Raw genomic sequence first — 20,303 nt, 5'->3', positions numbered from 1 at the left:
AGGCGCGGCAGCCGATGCTTAGCTGCCCTGCTTCTTCAGCGCGGCACCCAGGATGTCGCCCAGCGAAGCGCCGGAGTCGGTCGACCCGTACTGGGCAACCGCTTCCTTCTCCTCGGCGATTTCCAGCGCCTTGATCGAGACCTGCAGCTTGCGGGTCTTCTTGTCGAAGGCGATGACGCGCGCATCGAGCTTTTGGCCGACCGAGAAACGCTCGGGGCGCTGCTCGTCACGGTCGCGGCTGAGGTCGTTGCGCTTGATGAAGGTCTCGATGCCGCTCTCGACGAGCCGCACTTCCAGACCGCCATCCTTGATCCCGGTGACTTCGCAGGTGACGACGGCGTTCTTGCGCAGTTCGCCTGAAGTCGCCGCCTCGCCGACCGAATCCTTGGCCAGCTGCTTGATGCCGAGCGAGATGCGCTCCTTGTCGATGTCGACGTCGAGCACTTGCGCCTTGACCATGTCGCCGCGATTGTACTCTTCGATGACCTGCTCGCCCGGACGGGTCCAGTCGAGGTCGGAGAGATGGACCATGCCGTCCACGTCGCCGTCGAGGCCGATGAACAGGCCGAACTCGGTCTTGTTCTTGACCTCGCCCTCCACCTGGCTGCCGACCGGATGGCTGTTGGCGAAAGCCTGCCACGGATTTTCGAGCGTCTGCTTGAGGCCGAGCGAGATGCGGCGCTTGGCCGGATCGACCTCGAGCACCACCACGTCGACTTCCTGTGTGGTCGACAGGATCTTGCCGGGATGCACGTTCTTCTTCGTCCACGACATTTCCGAAACGTGGATGAGGCCCTCGATGCCCGGCTCCAGCTCGACGAACGCGCCGTAGTCGGTGATGTTGGTGACGGTGCCTTTGATCTTCTTGCCGATCGGGAACTTGGTGCCGATCTCGGACCAGGGATCGCTCTCGAGCTGCTTCATGCCGAGCGAGATGCGGTGGGTTTCCTGGTTGATGCGGATGATCTGCACCTTGACCGTCTGACCGATGTTGAGGATTTCGGTCGGATGGTTGACGCGGCGCCATGCCATGTCGGTGACATGCAGCAGGCCGTCGATGCCGCCGAGGTCGACGAACGCACCATAGTCGGTGATGTTCTTGACGACGCCTTCGACAACCTGGCCTTCTTCGAGGTTCTGCACGATTTCCGAACGCTGTTCGGCGCGGCTTTCCTCGAGCACGGTGCGGCGCGACACCACGATGTTGCCGCGGCGGCGATCCATCTTGAGGATCTCGAAGGGCTGCGGGTTGTGCATCAGCGGGGAGACATCGCGGATCGGGCGGATATCGACCTGGCTGCGCGGCAGGAAGGCCACGGCGCCGTCGAGGTCGACGGTAAAGCCGCCCTTGACCTGGTTGAAGATGACGCCTTCGACGCGCTCACCCTTGGTGAACTTCTCTTCGAGACGGACCCAGCTCTCTTCGCGGCGGGCCTTCTCACGGGAAAGCATCGCTTCGCCAAGCGCGTTTTCGATGCGCTCGACATAGACTTCGACGGTGTCACCGACCTTGAGGGTGGTGTCCTTGCCCTTGACGCCGAATTCCTTCAGCGGCACGCGGCCTTCGACCTTGAGGCCGACGTCGATGATGGCCATGTCCTTTTCAATGGCGGTGATGGTGCCCTTGACGACCTGACCTTCGCCGGAATGGCCGGCGGTAAATGATTCTTCAAGCAGGCTCGCGAAATCGTCGCGAGTGGGATTTGCAGCTGACATTGTTTCTCCTGGAATACCCCGCATTTCGAGCGGGGCGGGCGCCGTAGGTTAGCGTTGCGTTGGCCTGCCGGCGCTCCGGGCTGCAAAAGCCCTGGGCCGCTGTTCAGGCGGCAATTCCGGCGCATGAAGAATGCTGGCAGGCTGGTTTACGCCCGATATGGGTATTTTCATCGCTTCCGGCAACGGAAACGCGGGAGAAAACCCGGATCAGGCCCTGTTTCTCATGGCCAGCGCGTCGTCGATGACAGCTCTGGCTGCGAGAAACGCGGCTTCTATAGCCATTTCACTGGTATCAAGCAAGTGCGCGTCGGCGGCAGGCTTCAGCGGCGAGTCGGCACGGCCCATGTCGCGCTCGTCGCGGCGCATGATATCGGCGAGGATCTCGGCGAAATCGGCGGTGCCGCCGATGCTTTCGATCTCGGCCAGCCGCCGCCTTGCCCGCACCTCGGCGCTCGCGGTCACATAGAGCTTGATGTCGGCATCGGGGCACACGACGGTGCCGATGTCACGGCCGTCGAGCACGGCGCCCGGCGGCGTCCTAGCGAACGCGCGCTGTTTTTCGACCAAGATGCGCCGCACCGTCGGAAACACCGCGACCTTGGAGGCGGCCTCGCCGACTGCGTGCGCCGACAAGACAGCACGGTCGAGCTTGGCTAGATCGACCTGGCGCGCGGCGGTCTCGGCCGCAGAGACATTGTCGAGCGGCAGGCCGACCTGCAGCATTGCATGGGCAACGGCGCGGTAGGTAAGGCCGGTGTCGAGCAGGTTCAGCCGGTAGTGGTCGGCGAGGCGTCGGGCCAGCGTGCCCTTGCCGGCGCCCGCCGGACCGTCGATGGCGATGGTGAAGACGTGTGTCATTGATAGGGCAACCAAGGGTACAGGCGTCGCTGTCCCGCCGACATCTCTGCACGGCTGGTCTCTCCGAAGAAGGTGCTCGCCATCACTCGATCTCCGCGCCCAGCCCCTTCATCAGCCCCATGAACTCGGGAAAACTCGTCGCGATCATCGCCTGGTCGTCGATGGTCACCGGTTTCTCCGTCGCCAGCCCCATCACGAGAAAGCTCATGGCGATGCGGTGGTCGAGATGCGTTTGCACGGTCGTGTCCTGACCGTTGGGATGGCCTCCGAGGCCCTTGCCGCCGGGCCTGCCGCGTACAGCCAGCGAGGCTTCGCCCTCGGTACAATCGACGCCGTTGAGTTTCAGCCCATTGGCGACGGCCGACAGGCGGTCGGATTCCTTCACCCGCAATTCTTCCAGCCCCTGCATCAGCGTCTCGCCTTCGGCGAAGCTCGCGGCAACGGCCAGCACCGGATATTCGTCGATCATGGTCGGCGCCCGCCCCGGCGGCACGGTGACACCCTTCAATTCGGAATAACGCACGCGCAGGTCGGCGACATCCTCGCCGCCTTCGTTGCGCGGGTCGAGAATGTCGATCTTGCCGCCCATCTCCTGAAGCGTCAGCAGCAGCCCGGTGCGGGTCGGGTTCATCAGCACGTTTTCGATGACAATGTCCGAACCCGGCACGATCAGCGCGGCCACCAGCGGAAAACCGGCCGAGGACGGGTCGCCCGGCACCGCGATCGTCTGGCCGGTGAGCTTGCCCTGGCCCTCGATGAAGATGTGGCGCACGCCGCGCTCGTCGGTCTCCACCGTGAGGTTCGCGCCGAACCCCTTGAGCATCTTCTCCGTGTGGTCGCGCGTCATCACCGGTTCGATGACGGTGGTGATGCCCGGCGTGTTGAGGCCGGCCAGCAGCACCGCCGACTTCACCTGGGCAGAGGCCATCGGCACGCGGTAGGTGATCGGCGCGGCATGCTTGGGGCCGTGCAGCGTGATCGGCATGCGGTCGCCGGGGGCCGCTTTCAGCACCTGCACGCCCATCTGGCGCAGGGGTTCCAGCACACGGCCCATCGGCCGTCCCGACAGCGAGGCGTCGCCGGTGAAGGTGGTCTCCATGTCATAGGTGCCGACCAGTCCCATGGTCAGGCGCGAGCCGGTGCCGGCATTACCGAAATCCAGCGGCCCTTCCGGCTGCAGTAGCGCGCCGTTTCCGGTACCGCGGATCACCCACTCGTCGCCGCGTTTCTCGATATGGGCGCCCATCGCCTTCATTGCCGCGCCGGTGCGCATCACGTCCTCGCCCTCCAGCAGGCCGGTGATGCGGGTCTCTCCGGATGCCAGCCCGCCGAACATGAAGGAGCGATGCGAGATCGACTTATCGCCCGGTACGCGGGCCTTGCCGGCAAGCGCCGGTGATTTGCGGGCGGTGGCCGGCTTGGCGGCGGCTTGAGACATGGGATTTCCCTGGATGGAATGCCGGCGGGCCGGCGCTTTACATGTGTTGCGGCGGTCTCGTATCACGGCCGGCCGCAATGGTCATCCCCATCGCCGTCACTTGGCGCGACGCCTTCCAATGCATGGTTTTGCAGGGCCGGCTTTTCGCTTTGACAGCGCTGCAAACTGTGGTTAAGGGGACCACTCTTTTACTGACGAGGCTTGCCGTGGCAAAAACCGAACTTGGCACAAAACGCATCGACCCGGAGACGGGGCGAAAATTCTACGACCTGAACAAGGACCCGATCGTCTCGCCTTACACCGGCAAGACCTATCCGCGCTCCTATTTCGAGGAAGGCAAGATCGCCGCCATCGAAGAGGAAGAGGAAGTGGCCGAGAAGGAAGTGGACGCCGAGGAAGAAGAGGGCGTCGAGGTTGTCTCGCTCGAAGAGGCCGACGAGGACGTCAAGGCCGACGATCTTCCCGATCTTGGCGACGACGAGGACGATGTCGATCTTGGCGACGACGAGGATGACACTTTCCTCGCCGACGAAGAGGAAGAAGACGACGACGTCGCCGACATGATCGGCGTCGGCGACGACGACGACGAGGTCTGATCCGCCTTCGCGCGTATGCCTTTGCCGGCTTTCGCGTCCTGAGAAGAAAAAGCCGCTGACGAAGGCTTGATATTGACGAAGGGCGGGGTTAGAAGCCGCCTGCACTGACGGCGCGGTCTCCAACCCGCGCCGGATCTCTTCGCCGGAAACGGCGCCGGCCGACTGCCGGAAGTGGGGCCATAGCTCAGTTGGGAGAGCGCTTGAATGGCATTCAAGAGGTCGTCGGTTCGATTCCGATTGGCTCCACCAGTCATCTCCTAGGATTTCAATACTCTTGGAAACAGCCACGTTTGGCTGTCATTCCGGCGACCGGCCCGGGCGCCCCTGCATAGAAGCCAGTGCCAATCGAAGTTATGAGCCGCTCGACCCCTATGGCTATCTCGCCCACCAGATCGCGCCAGCGATCAGCAGCAGGACGAAGACAAGCCAGAACAGCACTTGGCCGCCCCGGTTACCGCGCTTCTTATCGTATTCGGTCATCAGGCGACCGTACTCCGATAATCCGAAACTGATCAACCTGCCCGGCACGAGCCCCCAAAGGTGCAAAAGGGCCGGCGTCGCGCTTGCGCACGTCGGCGTGGCAGTCTGTCTCCACGAAAGGAACGAATGTCTCGACCGTGGCTTACCTAACGGTGCGCCTCGTCGTGCATCTCGTTCGTTGGAGAACTCATATGCCGGTAAAGACTATTGTGGCGTCGTCAGTCCTCCTTGGCCTGCTGACCGGAAGCTGCCTTGCGCAGACAACCGACGACCCGGCAATCAGCGCTTGCAAATCCACCGGCCTGTTGGCTCTTCAGGAAAAGTCGAAGGACATTAGCGACCTCGTCATCGACATGGAAAGTGTCGCGATGAGCAAGGCTGACACCGCCGTTGGGGACGTTCCAATCAAAATAGTCGTCCTCGGCGAGGCGTATATTGCTCGAAATGGCAAGACCGGCGCGGCGGACCGGTTCGTTTGCTTGGTAGGGGACAAAGGCAAAGTTCTGCTGACATTCTTCACAGCCAAGTAAAGCTACGGTCGATGTCTGGTAACGTGTGAGCCGATGGCATCCGCCCCAACCCAGATGCGGCCGCGAGTCGCCTGATCTCTATCGCGTTTGTCTTGACAGCTTTCCAAGCTCTTGGCACTTTCCAAGTCGAGGGAAACGGAAAGGGGAATCTCCATGAAGAAGACCTATCAAAAGCCACTGCTGACCAAGCGAGATAAGCTTTCAGCCGTCACTGCATCATGCGCGCCTTCCGAGCCGTGCCTTCCATAACTAGTATCGCCAAAGTTCGCGCCTTATCACAAAGCCCGCGGCTTCGGCCGGCGGGCTTTCGTGTTTTGGGCTGGCCTTCCATCAAATTTTATTTTGCAGCGATCCAGTCGCTGCTATATCCGGGGGCGGTAGGCTTTCGAGGAGGAAAGACTATGCTTTTCCCTGGCCAGTGCCTTGAACCCAATGAAATCGACATGCTCGCTCGGGTGTGCCGCGCAGTTTGTGCCGAACATGGACTGTCGCTCAATTCGCGGGAGGCCGAACGGACGGGATCGCGGTTATTGACCCTGTTCATGAATGGCTTGAAGCGCGAGCAGGAGTTGCTTGACGCGGAAAGGAACCGGGCTCGGATACTGCCGCCGCGAAGCCGCAGATCGGGTCATCGTCGCGTTGTGGTCCAAGCAACCCCTGGATCGGCCCCGGCCTAGTCAATCCCGCCCCGTACAATATCTCCAGACGGCGATGAGCCCGCGACATGCGCTAGGACGGGCTTCAAGGTCTCTGGGTAAACCAGCCCGCTGGCTCTTGTCGGCGGGCTTTTGCGCTTATGTGTTTGGTAGGATCGAACGGAGCACGTACCAATCATGATGCCATGGGCACGCCATCTGCTGGTAAAAGCCTAAGGTCAAAGCCTGCTTGTGGTGGCGAATTCCAACACATATAGATCGCTCTTATCCCATTCGGGGGTGTCAGGGCCGTTCAGATGCTCGGCGCCCGCCAACCCTCACATTGGCGCCTTGGCAGAAGTCTGTTCGACGCTGGCATGCAGTTCTTGAGACCAAATGATGATGCGAAGCTCTCTCTCAAGTCGTTCCGAACGCACGCTCGGGCTAGACTCCGCTGTCGCGTTGGGCCTTGCGGTGGCCGTGGTTTTCTTTCTGTTAAGCGGCACGCTTGCCTATTTCAATCTGCAGGCCGTGCGCGAGGGCAATCAGAAGATTGTTCAGTCCTATGACGTCATCGTGGCTCTCGATGGCTTGTTGTCCAGTGCCCAGGACGCTGAGACGGGCCAGCGCGGGTTCCTGCTGACAAACAATGAAAAATATCTCGAACCATACAGCGCCGCCCTGTCTGATATCCCGGCAAGGCTCAACGAGATCGTGCTGCTGACACGCGACAATCCTGCGCAGGAAAGAACGACCGCTGCGCTCAAACTGCATGTCGAAGCCAAACTCGCCGAACTCGCCAGGACGATCGAACTGCGCCGTACTCAGGGCCTGGAGGCCGCCTTGGCGGTCGTTAACGCCGATCGCGGCAAGACGGAGATGGATGCGATCCGCACACAGCTCGCTGCCATGGCCCAGGAAGAGGCGACGCTTCGCTCCAGGCGGCTCGCCGAGATGGATTCGGCGCAGCGGACCGCATTGGCCAGCGGCTTGCTTTCTGCCGTGCTGGGTATCGTGCTGACTGCCGCGATCGGCTTGCTGATGCGCAGGGCCACGCTGGCGCGTCGACGTGAGGAGTGGCTTCAGTCCGGCCAGGTGGGATTGGCCTCCGCGATCATCGGCGACCAGCAGGTTGAGCAACTCGGCAACAGCATTCTGGAATTCCTCGCAAGCTACCTTGGCGCCGTCGCCGGGGCCCTGTTTGTCGGCAGCGGCGACGTCTATCGGCGCGCAGCGACCTATGGCGTCCCCACCGACGCCAAAGTCCCGATGCAGGTCTCGCGCAGGGAAGGCCTGCTCGGACAGGCCGTGTCCGATGGCCGGTCCATGCTTGTCGCGGATGTGCCGGACGGATACCTCGAATTTGGCTCGGCGTTGGGTCGGAATAGGCCGAAGCATCTCGTCATCTTGCCCGCAAGCATCGACAGGCGGGTCAACGCCGTGCTTGAGCTTGGCTTCCTGCGTAGCGTCGACGAGCGCGTTGTCAGCCTTCTCGAAGAGGCGGCGCCGGCGATCGCGATCGCGGTGCGTTCGGCAAACTACCGTGGCGAGTTGCAAAACCTCCTCGAACAGACCCAACGCCAGTCGGAAGAACTGCAGACGCAGAGCGAGGAGTTGCGTGTCTCGAACGAGGAATTGGAGGAGCAAAGCCGGGCCCTCAAGGAATCCCAATCGCGGCTCGAACTGCAGCAGGTCGAACTCGAACAGACAAATTCGCAGCTGGAGGAACAGGCCCAGCAGCTGGAAGCGCAACGCGACGATCTGGAGCGCGTCAACGCCTCGGTCAATCTCAAGGCGCGGGAACTCGAACAGGCGAGCCGATACAAGTCCGACTTTCTTGCCAACATGTCCCATGAGCTGCGCACGCCGCTCAACTCCTCGCTGATCCTGGCCAAGCTGCTGGCCGACAATCCCGATGACAATCTCACCGCCGAACAGGTCAAGTACGCGCAGACCATTCAATCGTCGGGCAATGATCTTCTCAACCTGATCAACGACATACTGGACCTCTCCAAGATCGAGGCCGGCCATGTGGAAATCAGGCCCGAACCGGTCGCTGTACGTCGGCTGGCCGACAGCATCCGCCAGATGTTCGATCCCGTTGCGCGGGACAAAGGGCTGGCGTTCAAGATCGAGATCGCGCCGGACCTTCCCGACAGCATAGAAACGGATGCGCAGCGCCTCGAGCAGGTGCTCAAGAATCTGCTGTCCAACGCCTTCAAATTCACCGAGGTGGGCGAGGTCGCGGTTTCCATACGCGCCGTCGACGATGGGCAGATTTCCTTTGCCGTATCGGATACGGGCATCGGCATTGCCAAGGAGCAGCAGCAAAGCGTTTTCGAGGCATTCCATCAGGCCGACGGTACGATCAGCCGCAAATATGGCGGCACCGGCCTGGGGCTTTCGATATCGCGGCAATTGGTTCGCCTGCTGGGCGGCGCCATGGAGCTGGAGAGTGAACCCGGCCAGGGCAGCACCTTCACGATCACGATTCCGCTGTCCTATGACCCGTCCAAGGTCGCGCCCCGCGAGGCGCTCGAAAACATTGCTGCCACGCCCGCACTCCCCGGTATCGAAAAACCTCGCCCGGCGGCGCCGGCGCGGACCCGTACAGTCGAGGACGACCGGGACGGAATGCCCGACGGCAAATCCGACGGCAAGCGTGTGCTTCTGGTCATCGAGGACGACGCCAACTTTGCGTCCATCCTGCGCGATCTGTCCCGCGAGATGGGATTCCGCTCGATCGTGGCCGGGACAGCCGAAGAAGCGCTGGCCCTTGCCAAGGAATTCTTGCCGAGCGCCATTATTCTCGATGTCGGCCTGCCCGATCAGTCCGGGCTGGCGGTGCTCGACCGGCTCAAGCACGATGTCGAGACGCGCCACATTCCCATCCATATCGTCTCGGGCGGGGATCACGCGGCAACGGCGTTCTCGCTCGGTGCCGTCGGCTACGACCTCAAGCCTGTCAGGCGCGAACAACTGGTCGAGGTGCTGAAGAAGCTTGAGGCCAAGATCTCGCAACGCCTGCACCGCGTGCTCATCGTCGAGGATGATCGGGTACAGCGCGAGGCGATGGCGAAGCTGCTGACCTCTCACGACGTCGAAACGGTGACTGCCGGAACCGCGGCCGAATGCCTCGAGCTGTTGAAGAGCCAGACCTTCGACTGCATGGTGCTGGATCTGTCGCTCCCCGACGCGTCGGGCTATTCATTGCTCGAAACATTGAGCGGAGAAACCGCTTATTCGTTTCCGCAGGTGATCGTCTACACCGGCAGGGACTTGTCGGCGGCCGACGAACATCGCCTGCGCAAATACTCGAAATCGATCATCATCAAGGGCGCGAAGTCGCCCGAACGCCTTCTGGACGAGGTCACCCTTTTCCTCCATCAGGTGGTCTCGGAACTTCCCGACGAGCAGCAAAAAATGATCCGCAAGGCGCGAAACCGGGACGCCTTGCTGGAAGGGCGGCGCATCCTCGTGGTGGAGGATGACGTGCGCAACGTCTATGCGCTGACAAACATTCTGGAACCACGCGGCGCCGTCGTCGAGATTGCCCGCAACGGACGCGAGGCGCTGGACGCATTGGAAAAATCCTCCAGCCGCGCGGGCTCGGCGATCGATCTCGTGCTGATGGATGTGATGATGCCGGTCATGGATGGGCTCGAGGCGACGCGGGCGATACGCAAGAACGCCGCCTGGAAGAAACTGCCCATTATCACGCTTACCGCCAAGGCCATGCCCGATGACCAGCAGCGCTGCATCGATGCCGGCGCCAATGACTACATGGCCAAGCCGCTGGATGTGGAAAAGCTTCTGTCCCTCGTGCGGGTCTGGATGCCTAAGTGACGGACACAACTGCTTCGGAAAAGACGGAAGACATTGAAATCCGGCTCCTGCTGGACGCGCTGTACACGAGATATCACTATGATTTTCGCAACTATGCGATGGCCTCCATCAAACGTCGCCTGAAGCAGGGTCGAGAGCAGCTGGGGTTCCCGACCTTCTCGGCCATGCAGGAAAGCCTCCTGCACGATCCCGCCATGCTGGCGCATCTGCTCCGGTATCTGACCGTCCACGTCAGCGAGATGTTTCGTGATCCCTCCTACTTCAAGGCGATCCGCGAGAAGGTCGTCCCGCATTTGCGCACCTATCCCTCGCTCAAGGTCTGGATTGCCGGGTGCAGCAGGGGCGAGGAGCTGTATTCGCTCGTTATCCTGTTCCGGGAAGAAGGGCTCGAGGACCGCACCCTTTTCTATGCCACCGATATCAGCCAGGACGCGCTGCAGGAGGCCGAGGCAGGCATCTTTACAATGGACCGGATACCGCTGTTTACGGAAAACCATCGCAAGTCCGGCGGCAAGTCGTCCCTGTCCGATTACTATCAGGCGGCCTATGGCAGGGTGTCGTTCGACAAGAGCCTGCGCCGCAACGTGGTCTTCTCCGACCACAGCCTGGTCACCGACGCCGTGTTCGGCGAAATGAACTTGATCTCGTGCCGGAACGTCCTGATCTATTTCGATCGGGATCTGCAGGATCGCGCGCTTGGCCTATTCAAGGATTCGCTGGCGAGGAAGGGTTTTCTCGGCCTTGGCGCTAAGGAAAGCCTGCGTTTTTCCAACGAGGGTGCGGCCTTTACGGATTTCGTGCGTGACGAGAAGATTTATCAAAGGCGTGGCGACTGATGGGCGCTGCGGTGGGAGCCATCGTGATTGGGGCATCCGCAGGCGCGCTGGATGCGCTGTCGGTTATTCTTCCAGCCCTGCCGGAAGGCTTCAGCCTGCCGGTGATTGTGGTCGTCCATATCCCCCCCGACAAACGCAGCGTGCTTGCCGAACTGTTCCAGGCGAAATGCCGGGTTCCGGTTCGCGAAGCGGAAGACAAGGAGCCGATCGTTGGGGGGACGGTCTATTTCGCGCCTCCGGACTACCATCTGTTGGTGGAGGCCGACAAACATCTATCGCTTTCCAGCGACGAACCCGTCCTGTTTTCACGCCCCTCGATCGACGTTCTGTTCGAAAGCGCGGCCGACGCCTATGGCCCGGCTTTGATCGCGATCGTCCTGACCGGCGCCAACCATGACGGCGCCAAAGGAATGCGGGCTGTTGTCGATGCGGGTGGCAGCGGTATCGTTCAGAGCCCGGAGGGGGCTTTCGCAACCGCGATGCCCGAAGCCGCCATTGCGATGTGTCCGACTGCGAGCGTCCTGTCGCTGAGCGCCATAGCCGCCTATTTGCAAGAGGTTTGAGACCGGCCATGCATCCCGTCACTTGTCTGTTGGTCGACGATCTGGAGGAAAACCTCCTGTCCCTGGAGGCGCTGCTGCGCCGGCCGAATCTGGTTCTTCTTAAAGCCCGTTCGGGCGACCAGGCGCTTGAACTCCTGCTTCAGCATGATGTCGCGCTGGCGCTTGTCGATGTGCAGATGCCCGGCCTTAATGGTTTCGAACTGGCCGAACTGATGCGCGGCAACGAACGGACGCGACGCATTCCGATCATTTTCGTGACCGCCGGCAGCGCCGATAACCAACGCCGGTTCCGGGGCTACGAGGCCGGCGCCGTCGACTTCATCCAAAAGCCCATCGAGCCGGACATTCTGCGCAGCAAGGTGGAGGTGTTCTTTGAATTGTATCGGCAGCGCCAGCAGATAGCTGCGCAACGAGACGAGTTGGAGACGCAAGCGCAGGCGCTGCGGGAAGCCGGGCGGCGGAAGGATGAATTCCTCGTCACGCTGAGGGATGACATCACCCAGCACAAGGACGCCCGCGCCCAGCAGGAGGTGCTGCTGCGCGAAATAAACCACCGCATCAAGAACCTGTTCAGCGTCACCGCAGGCATGATCTCGCTCAGCGCCCAGAGCGCCAAGAGCGTCCAGGAGTTTTCGGTGGATCTGAAGGCCCGCCTGCACGCGCTCGGGCGCGCACATGATTTGACGCTGCCCGACCTGAGCAATCAAGGCGCCGCCGCCACCAAGACGACGGTGTTCGCCTTGATGAAAGCGATCTTGGCGCCACACGAACATGTGCAGCACTCGCGCATCCTGGTCAGTGGCTCCGACGTGCCGCTTCTGGGCAGTGCCCTGACATCGCTTGCGCTATTGCTTCACGAACTGGCGACCAATGCGGCGAAATATGGCGCGTTGTCGACGCCCACCGGCCGATTGACGATCGACGTTTCACGGGTTGACGCCGATCTTCATGTTGCCTGGGACGAGCGCGGCTCGCCCCCTTCGCCAGAAGGGTCAGGGCGCGAGGGTTTCGGAACGACGCTCGAAAGAGTGGCGTTGCGGGGCCTTAACGGGACCATCGAGAGGAATTGGAAAAGCGATGGGCTCTCCCTGTTGCTCAAGATCCCCTTGGCAAGCCTTGTGCCCACGCCATCTAACGCATGAGACACTCATGATTGCGGGACCGAACTTCCACCCTGTCCCGTAGGCCTCGCGCCAAAGGCAGACATATGGCAGAAGATCCATTCGACCTGCAGCGCTTCGTCCACGCGCAGGCGGACACATTCGAAAACGCGATCGGCGAACTGCGCGACGGCAGGAAGCGCACGCATTGGATGTGGTTCATCTTTCCGCAATTGCGGGGTCTTGGCAGGTCATCTACCGCGCAATTCTACGGCATTGCATCGCTCGACGAAGCCGTCGCCTATTTGGCGCATCCTGTTCTCGGCCCCCGCCTTGATCTTGCCACGCGGACGGTACTCGCCACAAACGGTCTGTCGCTGCGCGAGATTTTCGGCTCGCCGGACGACCTGAAGTTTCACTCGTCGATGTCGCTCTTTGCGATGGCCTGCCAGGTCGCCGACAATCCCTTCCGCGCGGCGCTGGACCGCTGGTTCGCCGGCAAGATGGATGAAGCTTCGAGGGACATCCTGAAGGGCTGAAGACTTAACTCGCGGTACCTCGGGTCCGGCTCGCTGTGCGGAGCCGCCTCGCGGCGGAACATGTGTCGCCCGGGGGCATTCTTACTATGCGAGAACCCTGGGGACGCGTATGGCCGGCGACAAGCTCACTACTTACAAGTCGAAGCGTGATTTTCGACAGACGCAGGAGCCGAGCGGTCAGGAGGCGGTCAAGCCTTCCAACCGTCTTCGCTTCGTCATCCAGAAACATGACGCCACGCGGCTGCATTACGATCTTCGCCTTGAACTGGACGGTGTCTTCAAATCCTGGGCGGTGACACGAGGTCCTTCCCTCGACCCGCATGACAAGAGGCTTGCCGTCGAAGTGGAGGATCATCCTCTGGACTATGGAGATTTCGAGGGCACAATTCCCAAGGGCCAATATGGCGGCGGCACGGTCATGTTGTGGGACCGTGGCTATTGGGAGCCGGAAGGGAAGAAAAGTCCGCAACAGGCGCTCGCAAAAGGTGATTTCAAGTTCACGCTGGAGGGCGAGCGGTTGCATGGCAGCTTCGTGCTGGTTCGCATGGCGCATGACCGGGAGCGGGGCAAGCGCACCAACTGGCTCCTGATCAAGCATCGCGACGACTTTTCGGTGGAGGCGAATGGCGCGGCAATCCTGGAAGAGAATGACACCTCCGTTGCTTCGGGGCGGAGCATGGATGCGATCGCCGCTGGCAAGGGCCGCAAACCCAAGCCCTTCATGCTGAAGGGCGGGGACATGGGTGCGGACGCGATCTGGGACAGCAGTACGGGCCTGGCGGCAACGGCGCGCAAAGCGAGCGCCAAAGCAAAAGGCAGGCAGCAGGGGGTTGTCGTCGATCTTCCCGATTTCATCGAGCCTCAGCTATGCGAGACTTTGCAGCGTCCTCCATCGGGTGGCGGATGGCTCCACGAAATCAAATTCGACGGTTACCGCATCCAGATGCGGGTGCTTGACGGGAAGTCGACGCTGAAGACCCGCAAGGGCCTCGACTGGACGGCCAAATATCCGGCGATCGCACGCGCCGCCGCCAAGCTTCCGGACGCAATCATCGACGGCGAGATCTGCGCTTTGGACGATAACGGCGCGCCGGACTTTGCCGCCCTTCAGGCGGCTCTGTCGGAGGGCAAGACCGATGAACTTGTCTACTTTGCCTTTGACCTTTTGTTCGAAGCCGGCGAGGATCTGCGGGCCTCTCCCCTGGCTGACCGAAAGGCGCGCTTGAAACAGCTCCTGGAGGACGCCGGCGAGGACCCACGCCTGCGTTTCGTCGAACATTTCGAGACCGGCGGCGACGCGGTTCTCCGATCGGCATGCCGCCTTTCGCTCGAGGGCATCGTATCGAAACGCGCCGACGCCCCTTACCAATCAGGCCGCACGGAAACCTGGGCAAAATCGAAATGCCGCGCCGGCCATGAGGTCGTCATCGGCGGCTATGCGACGACCAACGGCAAATTCCGGTCCTTGCTGGTGGGCGCGCATCGCGGCGACAATTTCGTCTATGTCGGGCGTGTTGGAACCGGCTATGGCGCTGCCAAGGTCAAGGAATTGCTTCCCAGGCTGAAAGCGGTCGAGGCGGCGAAGTCGCCGTTCACCGGGATAGGCGCGCCGAAGAAGGAGCCCGGCGTTGTATGGCTAAAGCCGGAAGTCGTCGCGGAAATCGAGTTTGCCGGCTGGACCACCGACGGTCTCGTGCGCCAGGCGGCATTCAAGGGCCTGAGAGAAGACAAGCCTGCCAATGAGGTCGAGACGGAGAAGCCGGCGCCTCCTGCGAAAACCCCTGTGCGCCAGCCGGCCCCAACCACCTCTTCCAAGCCGCCGAGGCGCGGCGGCAAGGCCGAGGTCATGGGTGTGCTTGTCTCAAACCCCGACAAGCCCCTGTGGCCCGATGCCAATGACGACACGCCGGTGACGAAGGAGGATCTGGCTCGCTACTATGAAGCGGTCGGTGCATGGCTGATCGACCACATCAGAGGGCGGCCATGCTCGATCATCCGCGCCCCGGACGGCATCGGCGGCGAGGAGTTCTTCCAGCGCCACGCCATGCCCGGGACGTCTAACCTGTTGGAGCTCGTGACGGTGTTCGGCGACAGGAAGCCATACCTTCAGATCGACCGCATAGAGGGCCTCATTGCCGTCGCCCAGGTTGGCGCCATGGAACTTCACCCCTGGAATTGTCAGCCGCAACACCCCGAAGTGCCCGGCCGACTTGTCTTTGATCTCGATCCAGGCCCGGACGTGCCTTTTTCGACCGTGGTAGCGGCGGCGCGGGAAATGCGCGACCGGCTCGACGCGCTTGGGCTTGTCAGCTTCTGCAAGTCGACAGGCGGGAAGGGGCTTCACGTGGTTACGCCTCTCGCCGTAGCCAAACGCAAGAAGCTCTCCTGGCCCGAAGCCAAGGGTTTCGCGCATGATGTCTGCCTGCAGATGGCCCGCGACAATCCGGAACTTTACCTGATCAAGATGGCGAAGAACCAGCGGCACGGCCGCATTTTCCTGGATTACCTGCGCAATGATCGCATGGCGACAGCCGTGGCGCCCCTATCGCCCCGCGCCCGGCCAGGCGCCACAGTCTCGATGCCTCTCACCTGGACGCAGGTCAAGGCCGATCTCGACCCGAAGCGCTTCACGATCCGCACCGTTCCGGCCCTGCTGGCAAAGACCACCGCATGGCAGGACTATGAGGATGGCTACAGGCCCCTCGAAGACGCCATCCGGCGGCTGTCGAGGTCGATGAAACAAGCGGCTTGATCAGGCATCGTTTTCGGCGAGGGTAAACACGGCCGTATTGTCATGCGTGTCGCGCAAACCCTTGTAGGACGCGTGCCGCAATTTCCCATCCTGCGACCACCCACGAAACTCTATTTCCGCCACCAGCACAGGCTTGGCAAAGACCAGCCTCTTGCCCTTGAGGGGCACGGCGGGCGTCTGTGTCCTGAGTTCGTCGAGCGCGCCACGGAGATCCTTCGCGACCTGGCCGCTAAATCCGGTTCCGACCGAGCCTACATAGACCCACCCATCGCCACGCCTGCCGGCAAGCAGGAGGCTGCCGATGCCACCCCTCGCGGCGGCCGAGGCTTCATATCCCACGATCATGAAGCTTTCGCTCTGGATGCACTTGATCTTCAGCCAGTCTCCGGTCCGGCCCGATTGGTAGGGCTGGCCGCGCTGCTTGGCGATGATGCCTTCGAGGCCCAACTGGCAGGCGCGTGCCAGGAGGCTGGCTCCGTCGACTTCGACCTCTTCCGAAAGGCGAATTGCACCGTCGCCATCAGCTGTCACGAGGTCCTCGAGCAGATGGCGGCGCACCGACAATTCCGTCCCGGTAAGGTCATGTCCGTCGAGATAGAGGAGATCGAAAGCCATGAGAATGGATTCCGTTGAAATCCTCTTGCCGCCGCGCCCGCCCAGCGACTGCTGCAGGGCTCCGAAGTCCGAGCGACCGTCGCCCTTCAGCACGACTGCCTCACCATCGAGAATGGCCGTTTGGACGTTCAGCTGCCTTGCGGCAGCCGCGATGGCGGGAAACCGGTGCGTCCAGTCGTGCCCGCCACGCGTGATGATGCGCACGCCGGACGGCTCGATATGCACCGCGAGCCGGTAGCCGTCCCATTTGATCTCGAAAATCCAGTCCTGCCCCGCTGGCACTTTCGACTTGAGCAATGCCAGGCAGGGTTCGACGCGCTGTGGCATGGGATCGTGCGGTGGCATGGGATCTTGCTGTGGATCAGCCTGCCTGGCATGGCGCCCGGGAAGCGCCCGCCGCGACGCAACCGTCGCTTGTGATGACGCGGATATGGCAGGAGCGGACGCTTGCCGTTTCCGCACGCCGGCCATCACCGTTTGCCCGGCCGGTTCTCAGATTCAACGGATTTGCGCAGGGCATCCATGATGTTGATGACATTGCCCGAGGGGGCCCTGCCTGCCGCGGCCTTGGGCTTGCCATTCCGCTTCGTCTTCTTGCGCTTCGCCTCGATGATTTCGAGGAGCTTGTCCTGCACCGGGTCCGATACCAGCTTGCTGTCCCAGTGGCGGGTCTGCTTCTTGATAAGCTGCTTGATGAGCGGCATCATCTCCGCGTCGGAGACCGCGTCCCCGATACCGCTAAAATAGCTGTCCTCGTCGCGCACCTCGTCGCCATAGCGCAGGGTCCACAGGACAATACCCTTGCCCCGCGGTTCCAGCATGACGGCCCGCTCGCGGCGCGCCAGGACGAGGCGGGAAATGCCCACCATGTCTTCGGCAGCCATGGCGTCGCGTATTACCGAGAAAGCTTCCTGGCCGACCGGATCGTCCGGCGAAAGGTAATAGGGCGTGTCGAGCCAGATCCATTCGATCGTATCGCGTGGCGAAAAGACGTTGATGTCGATGGTCTTTGTGCTGTCCAGGGCGACGTTTTCGAGCTCTTCCTCCTCAAGGAGGATGTAGTCGTTCTCGCCTCGCTGATAGCCCTTTACCTCGTCCTCTTCCTTGACCTCCTTGCCGCTGACCGCGTCGACATAATGGCTGATGACGCGATTGCTGGTCTGGCGGTTCAGCGTATGGAAGCGCACTTTTTCGCTGCCGGAGGTCGCCGGCGTCATCTGCACCGGGCAGGTGACGAGGGAAAGCTTCAGGTAGCCCTTCCAGTAGGGACGCAAGGCCATCTTGTTCTCCGATCACGCCGCGCGCTTGGAGCCGGCACTTCGTTTGGGTTGCTTTGCGTTTGCGGGGACGGGTGCCTTGCTCGCAGGCCGCTTTTCCTTGCCGCCCAGGCCTAAACCGGCGCTCTGACGCAGCGCCTGCAACAGGTCGCTGGCCTTGGAGGGCGGTGGAGTCTTCTTTTTCGGAAGCGTGCGGCCTTCGATCTTCGCCTTGACGAGTTCAGCGACAGCGGCATCGTAGCGGTCGTCGAAGGCCTTGACGTCGAATGAGCCTTTCTTGGTGTTTATGATGTGCTTGGCGAGATCCAGCATCTCGCCTTCGATCTTCATCGCCGGCACATCGTCGAAGGCCTCCTTGGAAGACCGGACTTCGTAATCGAAATTCAGCGTCGTCCCTATCAGGCCCTTGCCATGCGGACGGATCAACACTGTCCGCAGACGCCGAAACAGGACGGTCCGCGCCAATGCGACGACCTTGGCCTGCCGCATGCCGTCGCGCAGCAACCTGAAGGCGTCCGCCCCCATTTTGTCTGGTGTCAGGTAATAGGGCTTGTCGAAATAGACGTCGTCGACTTCGTCGCAGGGGACAAACGCCTCGATCTTGAGCGTCTTGTCGCTCTTGGGCACTGCCGCCGCGACCTCGTCGGGCTCGAGCACGATGTAATCGCCGTTCTCGATCTCGTAGCCTTTGACCTGATCTTCGCGGTCGACCGGGTAGCCCGTCTCACTATCGATGAATTCGCGCCGCACGCGGTTGCCGGTCGTTCTGTTGAGGGTGTTGAAAGCGATCCGCTCCGATGACGAAGCCGCCGTGTAGAGCGCGACAGCGCAGGCTACTTCGCCAAACTTGATATAGCCCTTCCAATTGGCACGCGCCGCCGCAACCATGATACCCGCACTCCGACACAACTTATACGAGTCACTAAAGCTACGTCCCGCCACTATGTTCCGAGTCGAAATGAATCTGTTTTCAAGAGCTTAGCTCGAATTTGGCGCCAACTCGCTGTCCCCGGCAAGCACCCGGCGATGCCCGATCGCGGCAGACAGCACCTAACGACACTGGTTGCGTCCCCACCTCGCGAGGATCATCGTCGGGTTCCAGGCCTCGCCAACTTGGGGGGCCTGCGGGCCCGCCGCCGTGCCGCCCCAGCGGGAATTTGGGGCCGCCGCCCGATTCGCGTTGATAGTGGATATTTGTCTTGCTATAGCCGGTCTGCTCAATGGAGGCCCCTCGCGATGCCCTGGTCGAACGACAAGAATTCCGAACTGGTAGAGCGGGCGCGGCGTGTCATTCCCGGCGGTATGTATGGTCATGAATCGACCGCGCTTTTGCCTGCCGATTTCCCGCAGTTCTTCAGCCGTGCGAAGGGTGCACGGCTCTGGGACGTGGATGGCAATGAATATATCGACTATATGAGCGCCTACGGGCCGAACCTGTTCGGCTATGGCAATTCTGATATCGACGCCGCAGCGCGCAAGCAGGCTGAGTTCGGCGATACGATGACCGGCCCTTCTCATGTCATGGTCGATCTGGCGGAAGCGCTGGTGTCGATGATCTCGCATGCCGATTGGGCGATGTTCTGCAAGAATGGCGGTGACGCGACCACGATGGCGATGACGACGGCGCGCGCCTATTCCGGGCGTCGCAAGATCATCGTGGCGGTCGGCGCCTACCACGGCAGCCAGCCATGGTGCACGCCCAACCGCACCGGCATCGTCGATGACGACCGCCGCAACATCATCACCTATGAATACAACAACATCGAAACCCTGGAGGCCGCTGTGCGCCAGGCGGACGGCGATCTGGCCGGTATCTTCGCCACGCCGTTCCGGCACGAAGTGTTCTCCGACCAGATGATCCCATCGGTGGAGTTTGCTCAAGCCGTGCGCAAGATTTGCGACGCCCAGGATGTCGCCCTCATCGTCGACGATGTCCGCGCCGGCTTCAGGCTGGCTCGGGACTGCTCCTGGTCGATCCTCGGCGTCCAGCCGGACATCAGCTGCTGGGGCAAGGCGATCGCCAACGGGCATCCGATTTCGTCCATGGTCGGCTCGCACCGGTTCTATGCAGCGGCGCGTTCTATTTTTGCGACCGGATCCTTCTGGTTCTCCGCCGTACCGATGGCGGCCGGCGTCGAGACGCTGCGGCTTATCCGAGAAACCAGATATCTGGAACAGACGGTCGAGCTGGGCGACAGGCTACGCGCCGGGCTGCACGAGCAGGCTGCCGCCTTTGGCTTCTCGCTGCGCCAGACAGGTCCATCCCAGATGCCGCAAATCCTGTTTCACGAGGATCCCGACATGCGGCTCGGATATGCATGGGTGTCGAACGCGCTTAAACATGGCGTCTATTTGCACCCCTATCACAACATGTTCCTGAATGCGGCGATGACGGCCGCCGACATCGACCAGACGTTGCAGGCGAGCGAACGCGCTTTTGCAGAACTGAAGGCAGACCGTACGCGAATTCCGGCGAACGAGAACCCCCTGGTACTCGCCCGGCTGAAGCTGGCCCGTTAAGG

Annotated in this window: 15 protein-coding genes and 1 tRNA gene; 10 read left to right on the top strand and 6 right to left on the bottom strand. The window is 61.7% G+C overall.

Annotated elements, in window-relative coordinates:
* Positions 1 to 18: 18 nt before the first annotated feature.
* From rpsA to aroA, 3 genes are all read right to left on the bottom strand, one after another.
* Entirely contained in the window at positions 19 to 1,716 is a 1,698-nt protein-coding gene (rpsA, locus tag LB513_RS12285) for a 30S ribosomal protein S1 (protein ID WP_224663776.1), read from the bottom strand.
* 207 nt (positions 1,717 to 1,923) lie between these two features.
* Complete coding sequence (gene cmk, locus LB513_RS12280) at positions 1,924 to 2,574, bottom strand: (d)CMP kinase (protein ID WP_224663775.1); 651 nt, start codon at positions 2,572 to 2,574, stop codon at positions 1,924 to 1,926.
* A gap of 82 nt (positions 2,575 to 2,656) precedes the next feature.
* Positions 2,657 to 4,012 (bottom strand): 3-phosphoshikimate 1-carboxyvinyltransferase, encoded by a 1,356-nt coding sequence (aroA, locus tag LB513_RS12275; RefSeq protein WP_224663774.1) that lies wholly within the window; start codon positions 4,010 to 4,012, stop codon positions 2,657 to 2,659.
* Positions 4,013 to 4,218: 206 nt separating this feature from the next.
* Between aroA and LB513_RS12270 the strand changes: the two genes are divergently transcribed.
* The 9 genes from LB513_RS12270 to ligD (LB513_RS12230) all read left to right on the top strand — a co-directional run bounded on the left by LB513_RS12270 (position 4,219) and on the right by ligD (LB513_RS12230) (position 15,889).
* A complete protein-coding gene (locus LB513_RS12270) occupies positions 4,219 to 4,608 on the top strand; it encodes a TIGR02300 family protein (protein WP_224663773.1) in 390 nt (129 codons plus the stop codon).
* 173 nt (positions 4,609 to 4,781) lie between these two features.
* Positions 4,782 to 4,857 (top strand) — tRNA-Ala (locus LB513_RS12265).
* A 422-nt stretch (positions 4,858 to 5,279) separates the two neighbouring features.
* Positions 5,280 to 5,618 (top strand): hypothetical protein, encoded by a 339-nt coding sequence (locus LB513_RS12260; RefSeq protein WP_224663772.1) that lies wholly within the window; start codon positions 5,280 to 5,282, stop codon positions 5,616 to 5,618.
* Positions 5,619 to 6,649: 1,031 nt separating this feature from the next.
* Positions 6,650 to 10,099, top strand: a complete 3,450-nt coding sequence (locus LB513_RS12255; RefSeq protein WP_224663771.1) for a response regulator — start codon at positions 6,650 to 6,652, stop codon at positions 10,097 to 10,099.
* A complete protein-coding gene (locus LB513_RS12250; RefSeq protein WP_224663770.1) occupies positions 10,096 to 10,935 on the top strand; it encodes a CheR family methyltransferase in 840 nt (279 codons plus the stop codon). The genes LB513_RS12255 and LB513_RS12250 overlap by 4 nt, the downstream gene beginning before the upstream one ends.
* 23 nt (positions 10,936 to 10,958) lie before the next feature.
* Positions 10,959 to 11,498: a chemotaxis protein CheB gene (locus LB513_RS12245; RefSeq protein ID WP_318011188.1), complete on the top strand. Its 540-nt coding sequence runs from the start codon at positions 10,959 to 10,961 to the stop codon at positions 11,496 to 11,498.
* A gap of 8 nt (positions 11,499 to 11,506) precedes the next feature.
* Positions 11,507 to 12,640: a response regulator gene (locus tag LB513_RS12240; RefSeq protein WP_224663768.1), complete on the top strand. Its 1,134-nt coding sequence runs from the start codon at positions 11,507 to 11,509 to the stop codon at positions 12,638 to 12,640.
* A 65-nt stretch (positions 12,641 to 12,705) separates the two neighbouring features.
* Positions 12,706 to 13,137 (top strand): DUF1810 domain-containing protein, encoded by a 432-nt coding sequence (locus LB513_RS12235; RefSeq protein ID WP_224663767.1) that lies wholly within the window; start codon positions 12,706 to 12,708, stop codon positions 13,135 to 13,137.
* 109 nt (positions 13,138 to 13,246) lie between these two features.
* Positions 13,247 to 15,889, top strand: a complete 2,643-nt coding sequence (gene ligD / locus LB513_RS12230; RefSeq protein ID WP_224663766.1) for a DNA ligase D — start codon at positions 13,247 to 13,249, stop codon at positions 15,887 to 15,889.
* Here ligD (LB513_RS12230) and ligD (LB513_RS12225) read toward each other — a convergent pair whose 3' ends face one another.
* From ligD (LB513_RS12225) to LB513_RS12215, 3 genes are read right to left on the bottom strand one after another with little or no spacing between them, the layout of a single operon-like run.
* Positions 15,890 to 16,975 (bottom strand): non-homologous end-joining DNA ligase, encoded by a 1,086-nt coding sequence (gene ligD, locus LB513_RS12225; protein ID WP_224663765.1) that lies wholly within the window; start codon positions 16,973 to 16,975, stop codon positions 15,890 to 15,892.
* Positions 16,975 to 17,784, bottom strand: coding sequence for a Ku protein (locus tag LB513_RS12220; protein ID WP_224663764.1), 810 nt, complete (start codon positions 17,782 to 17,784; stop codon positions 16,975 to 16,977). Before LB513_RS12220 ends, ligD (LB513_RS12225) begins: the two co-directional genes overlap by 1 nt.
* A 12-nt stretch (positions 17,785 to 17,796) precedes the next feature.
* On the bottom strand, positions 17,797 to 18,669 hold the full coding sequence (locus LB513_RS12215) for a Ku protein (RefSeq protein ID WP_224663763.1): 873 nt from the start codon (positions 18,667 to 18,669) through the stop codon (positions 17,797 to 17,799).
* A 348-nt stretch (positions 18,670 to 19,017) separates the two neighbouring features.
* Here LB513_RS12215 and LB513_RS12210 point away from each other — a divergent pair, with 348 nt between their 5' ends.
* Positions 19,018 to 20,301, top strand: a complete 1,284-nt coding sequence (locus LB513_RS12210; protein ID WP_224663762.1) for an aminotransferase class III-fold pyridoxal phosphate-dependent enzyme — start codon at positions 19,018 to 19,020, stop codon at positions 20,299 to 20,301.
* Positions 20,302 to 20,303: the final 2 nt, after the last annotated feature.

Source organism: Mesorhizobium sp. ES1-1, assembly GCF_020164785.1.
In the GTDB taxonomy this organism is placed as follows: domain Bacteria; phylum Pseudomonadota; class Alphaproteobacteria; order Rhizobiales; family Rhizobiaceae; genus Mesorhizobium.
Note: the sequence above shows the minus strand (reverse complement) of the source record. Positions and strands in the feature narration are given on the sequence as shown.

Bases quoted from the DNA above. Each gene is read 5' to 3' on its own strand.
- rpsA (WP_224663776.1), bottom strand. From the start codon at position 1,716: ATGTCAGCTGCAAATCCCACTCGCGACGATTTCGCGAGCCTGCTTGAA.
- cmk (WP_224663775.1), bottom strand. From the start codon at position 2,574: ATGACACACGTCTTCACCATCGCCATCGACGGTCCGGCGGGCGCCGGC.
- aroA (WP_224663774.1), bottom strand. From the start codon at position 4,012: ATGTCTCAAGCCGCCGCCAAGCCGGCCACCGCCCGCAAATCACCGGCG.
- LB513_RS12260 (WP_224663772.1), top strand. From the start codon at position 5,280: ATGCCGGTAAAGACTATTGTGGCGTCGTCAGTCCTCCTTGGCCTGCTG.
- LB513_RS12255 (WP_224663771.1), top strand. From the start codon at position 6,650: ATGATGATGCGAAGCTCTCTCTCAAGTCGTTCCGAACGCACGCTCGGG.
- LB513_RS12240 (WP_224663768.1), top strand. From the start codon at position 11,507: ATGCATCCCGTCACTTGTCTGTTGGTCGACGATCTGGAGGAAAACCTC.
- LB513_RS12235 (WP_224663767.1), top strand. From the start codon at position 12,706: ATGGCAGAAGATCCATTCGACCTGCAGCGCTTCGTCCACGCGCAGGCG.
- ligD (WP_224663766.1), top strand. From the start codon at position 13,247: ATGGCCGGCGACAAGCTCACTACTTACAAGTCGAAGCGTGATTTTCGA.
- ligD (WP_224663765.1), bottom strand. From the start codon at position 16,975: ATGGCCGGCGTGCGGAAACGGCAAGCGTCCGCTCCTGCCATATCCGCG.
- LB513_RS12220 (WP_224663764.1), bottom strand. From the start codon at position 17,784: ATGGCCTTGCGTCCCTACTGGAAGGGCTACCTGAAGCTTTCCCTCGTC.
- LB513_RS12215 (WP_224663763.1), bottom strand. From the start codon at position 18,669: ATGGTTGCGGCGGCGCGTGCCAATTGGAAGGGCTATATCAAGTTTGGC.
- LB513_RS12210 (WP_224663762.1), top strand. From the start codon at position 19,018: ATGCCCTGGTCGAACGACAAGAATTCCGAACTGGTAGAGCGGGCGCGG.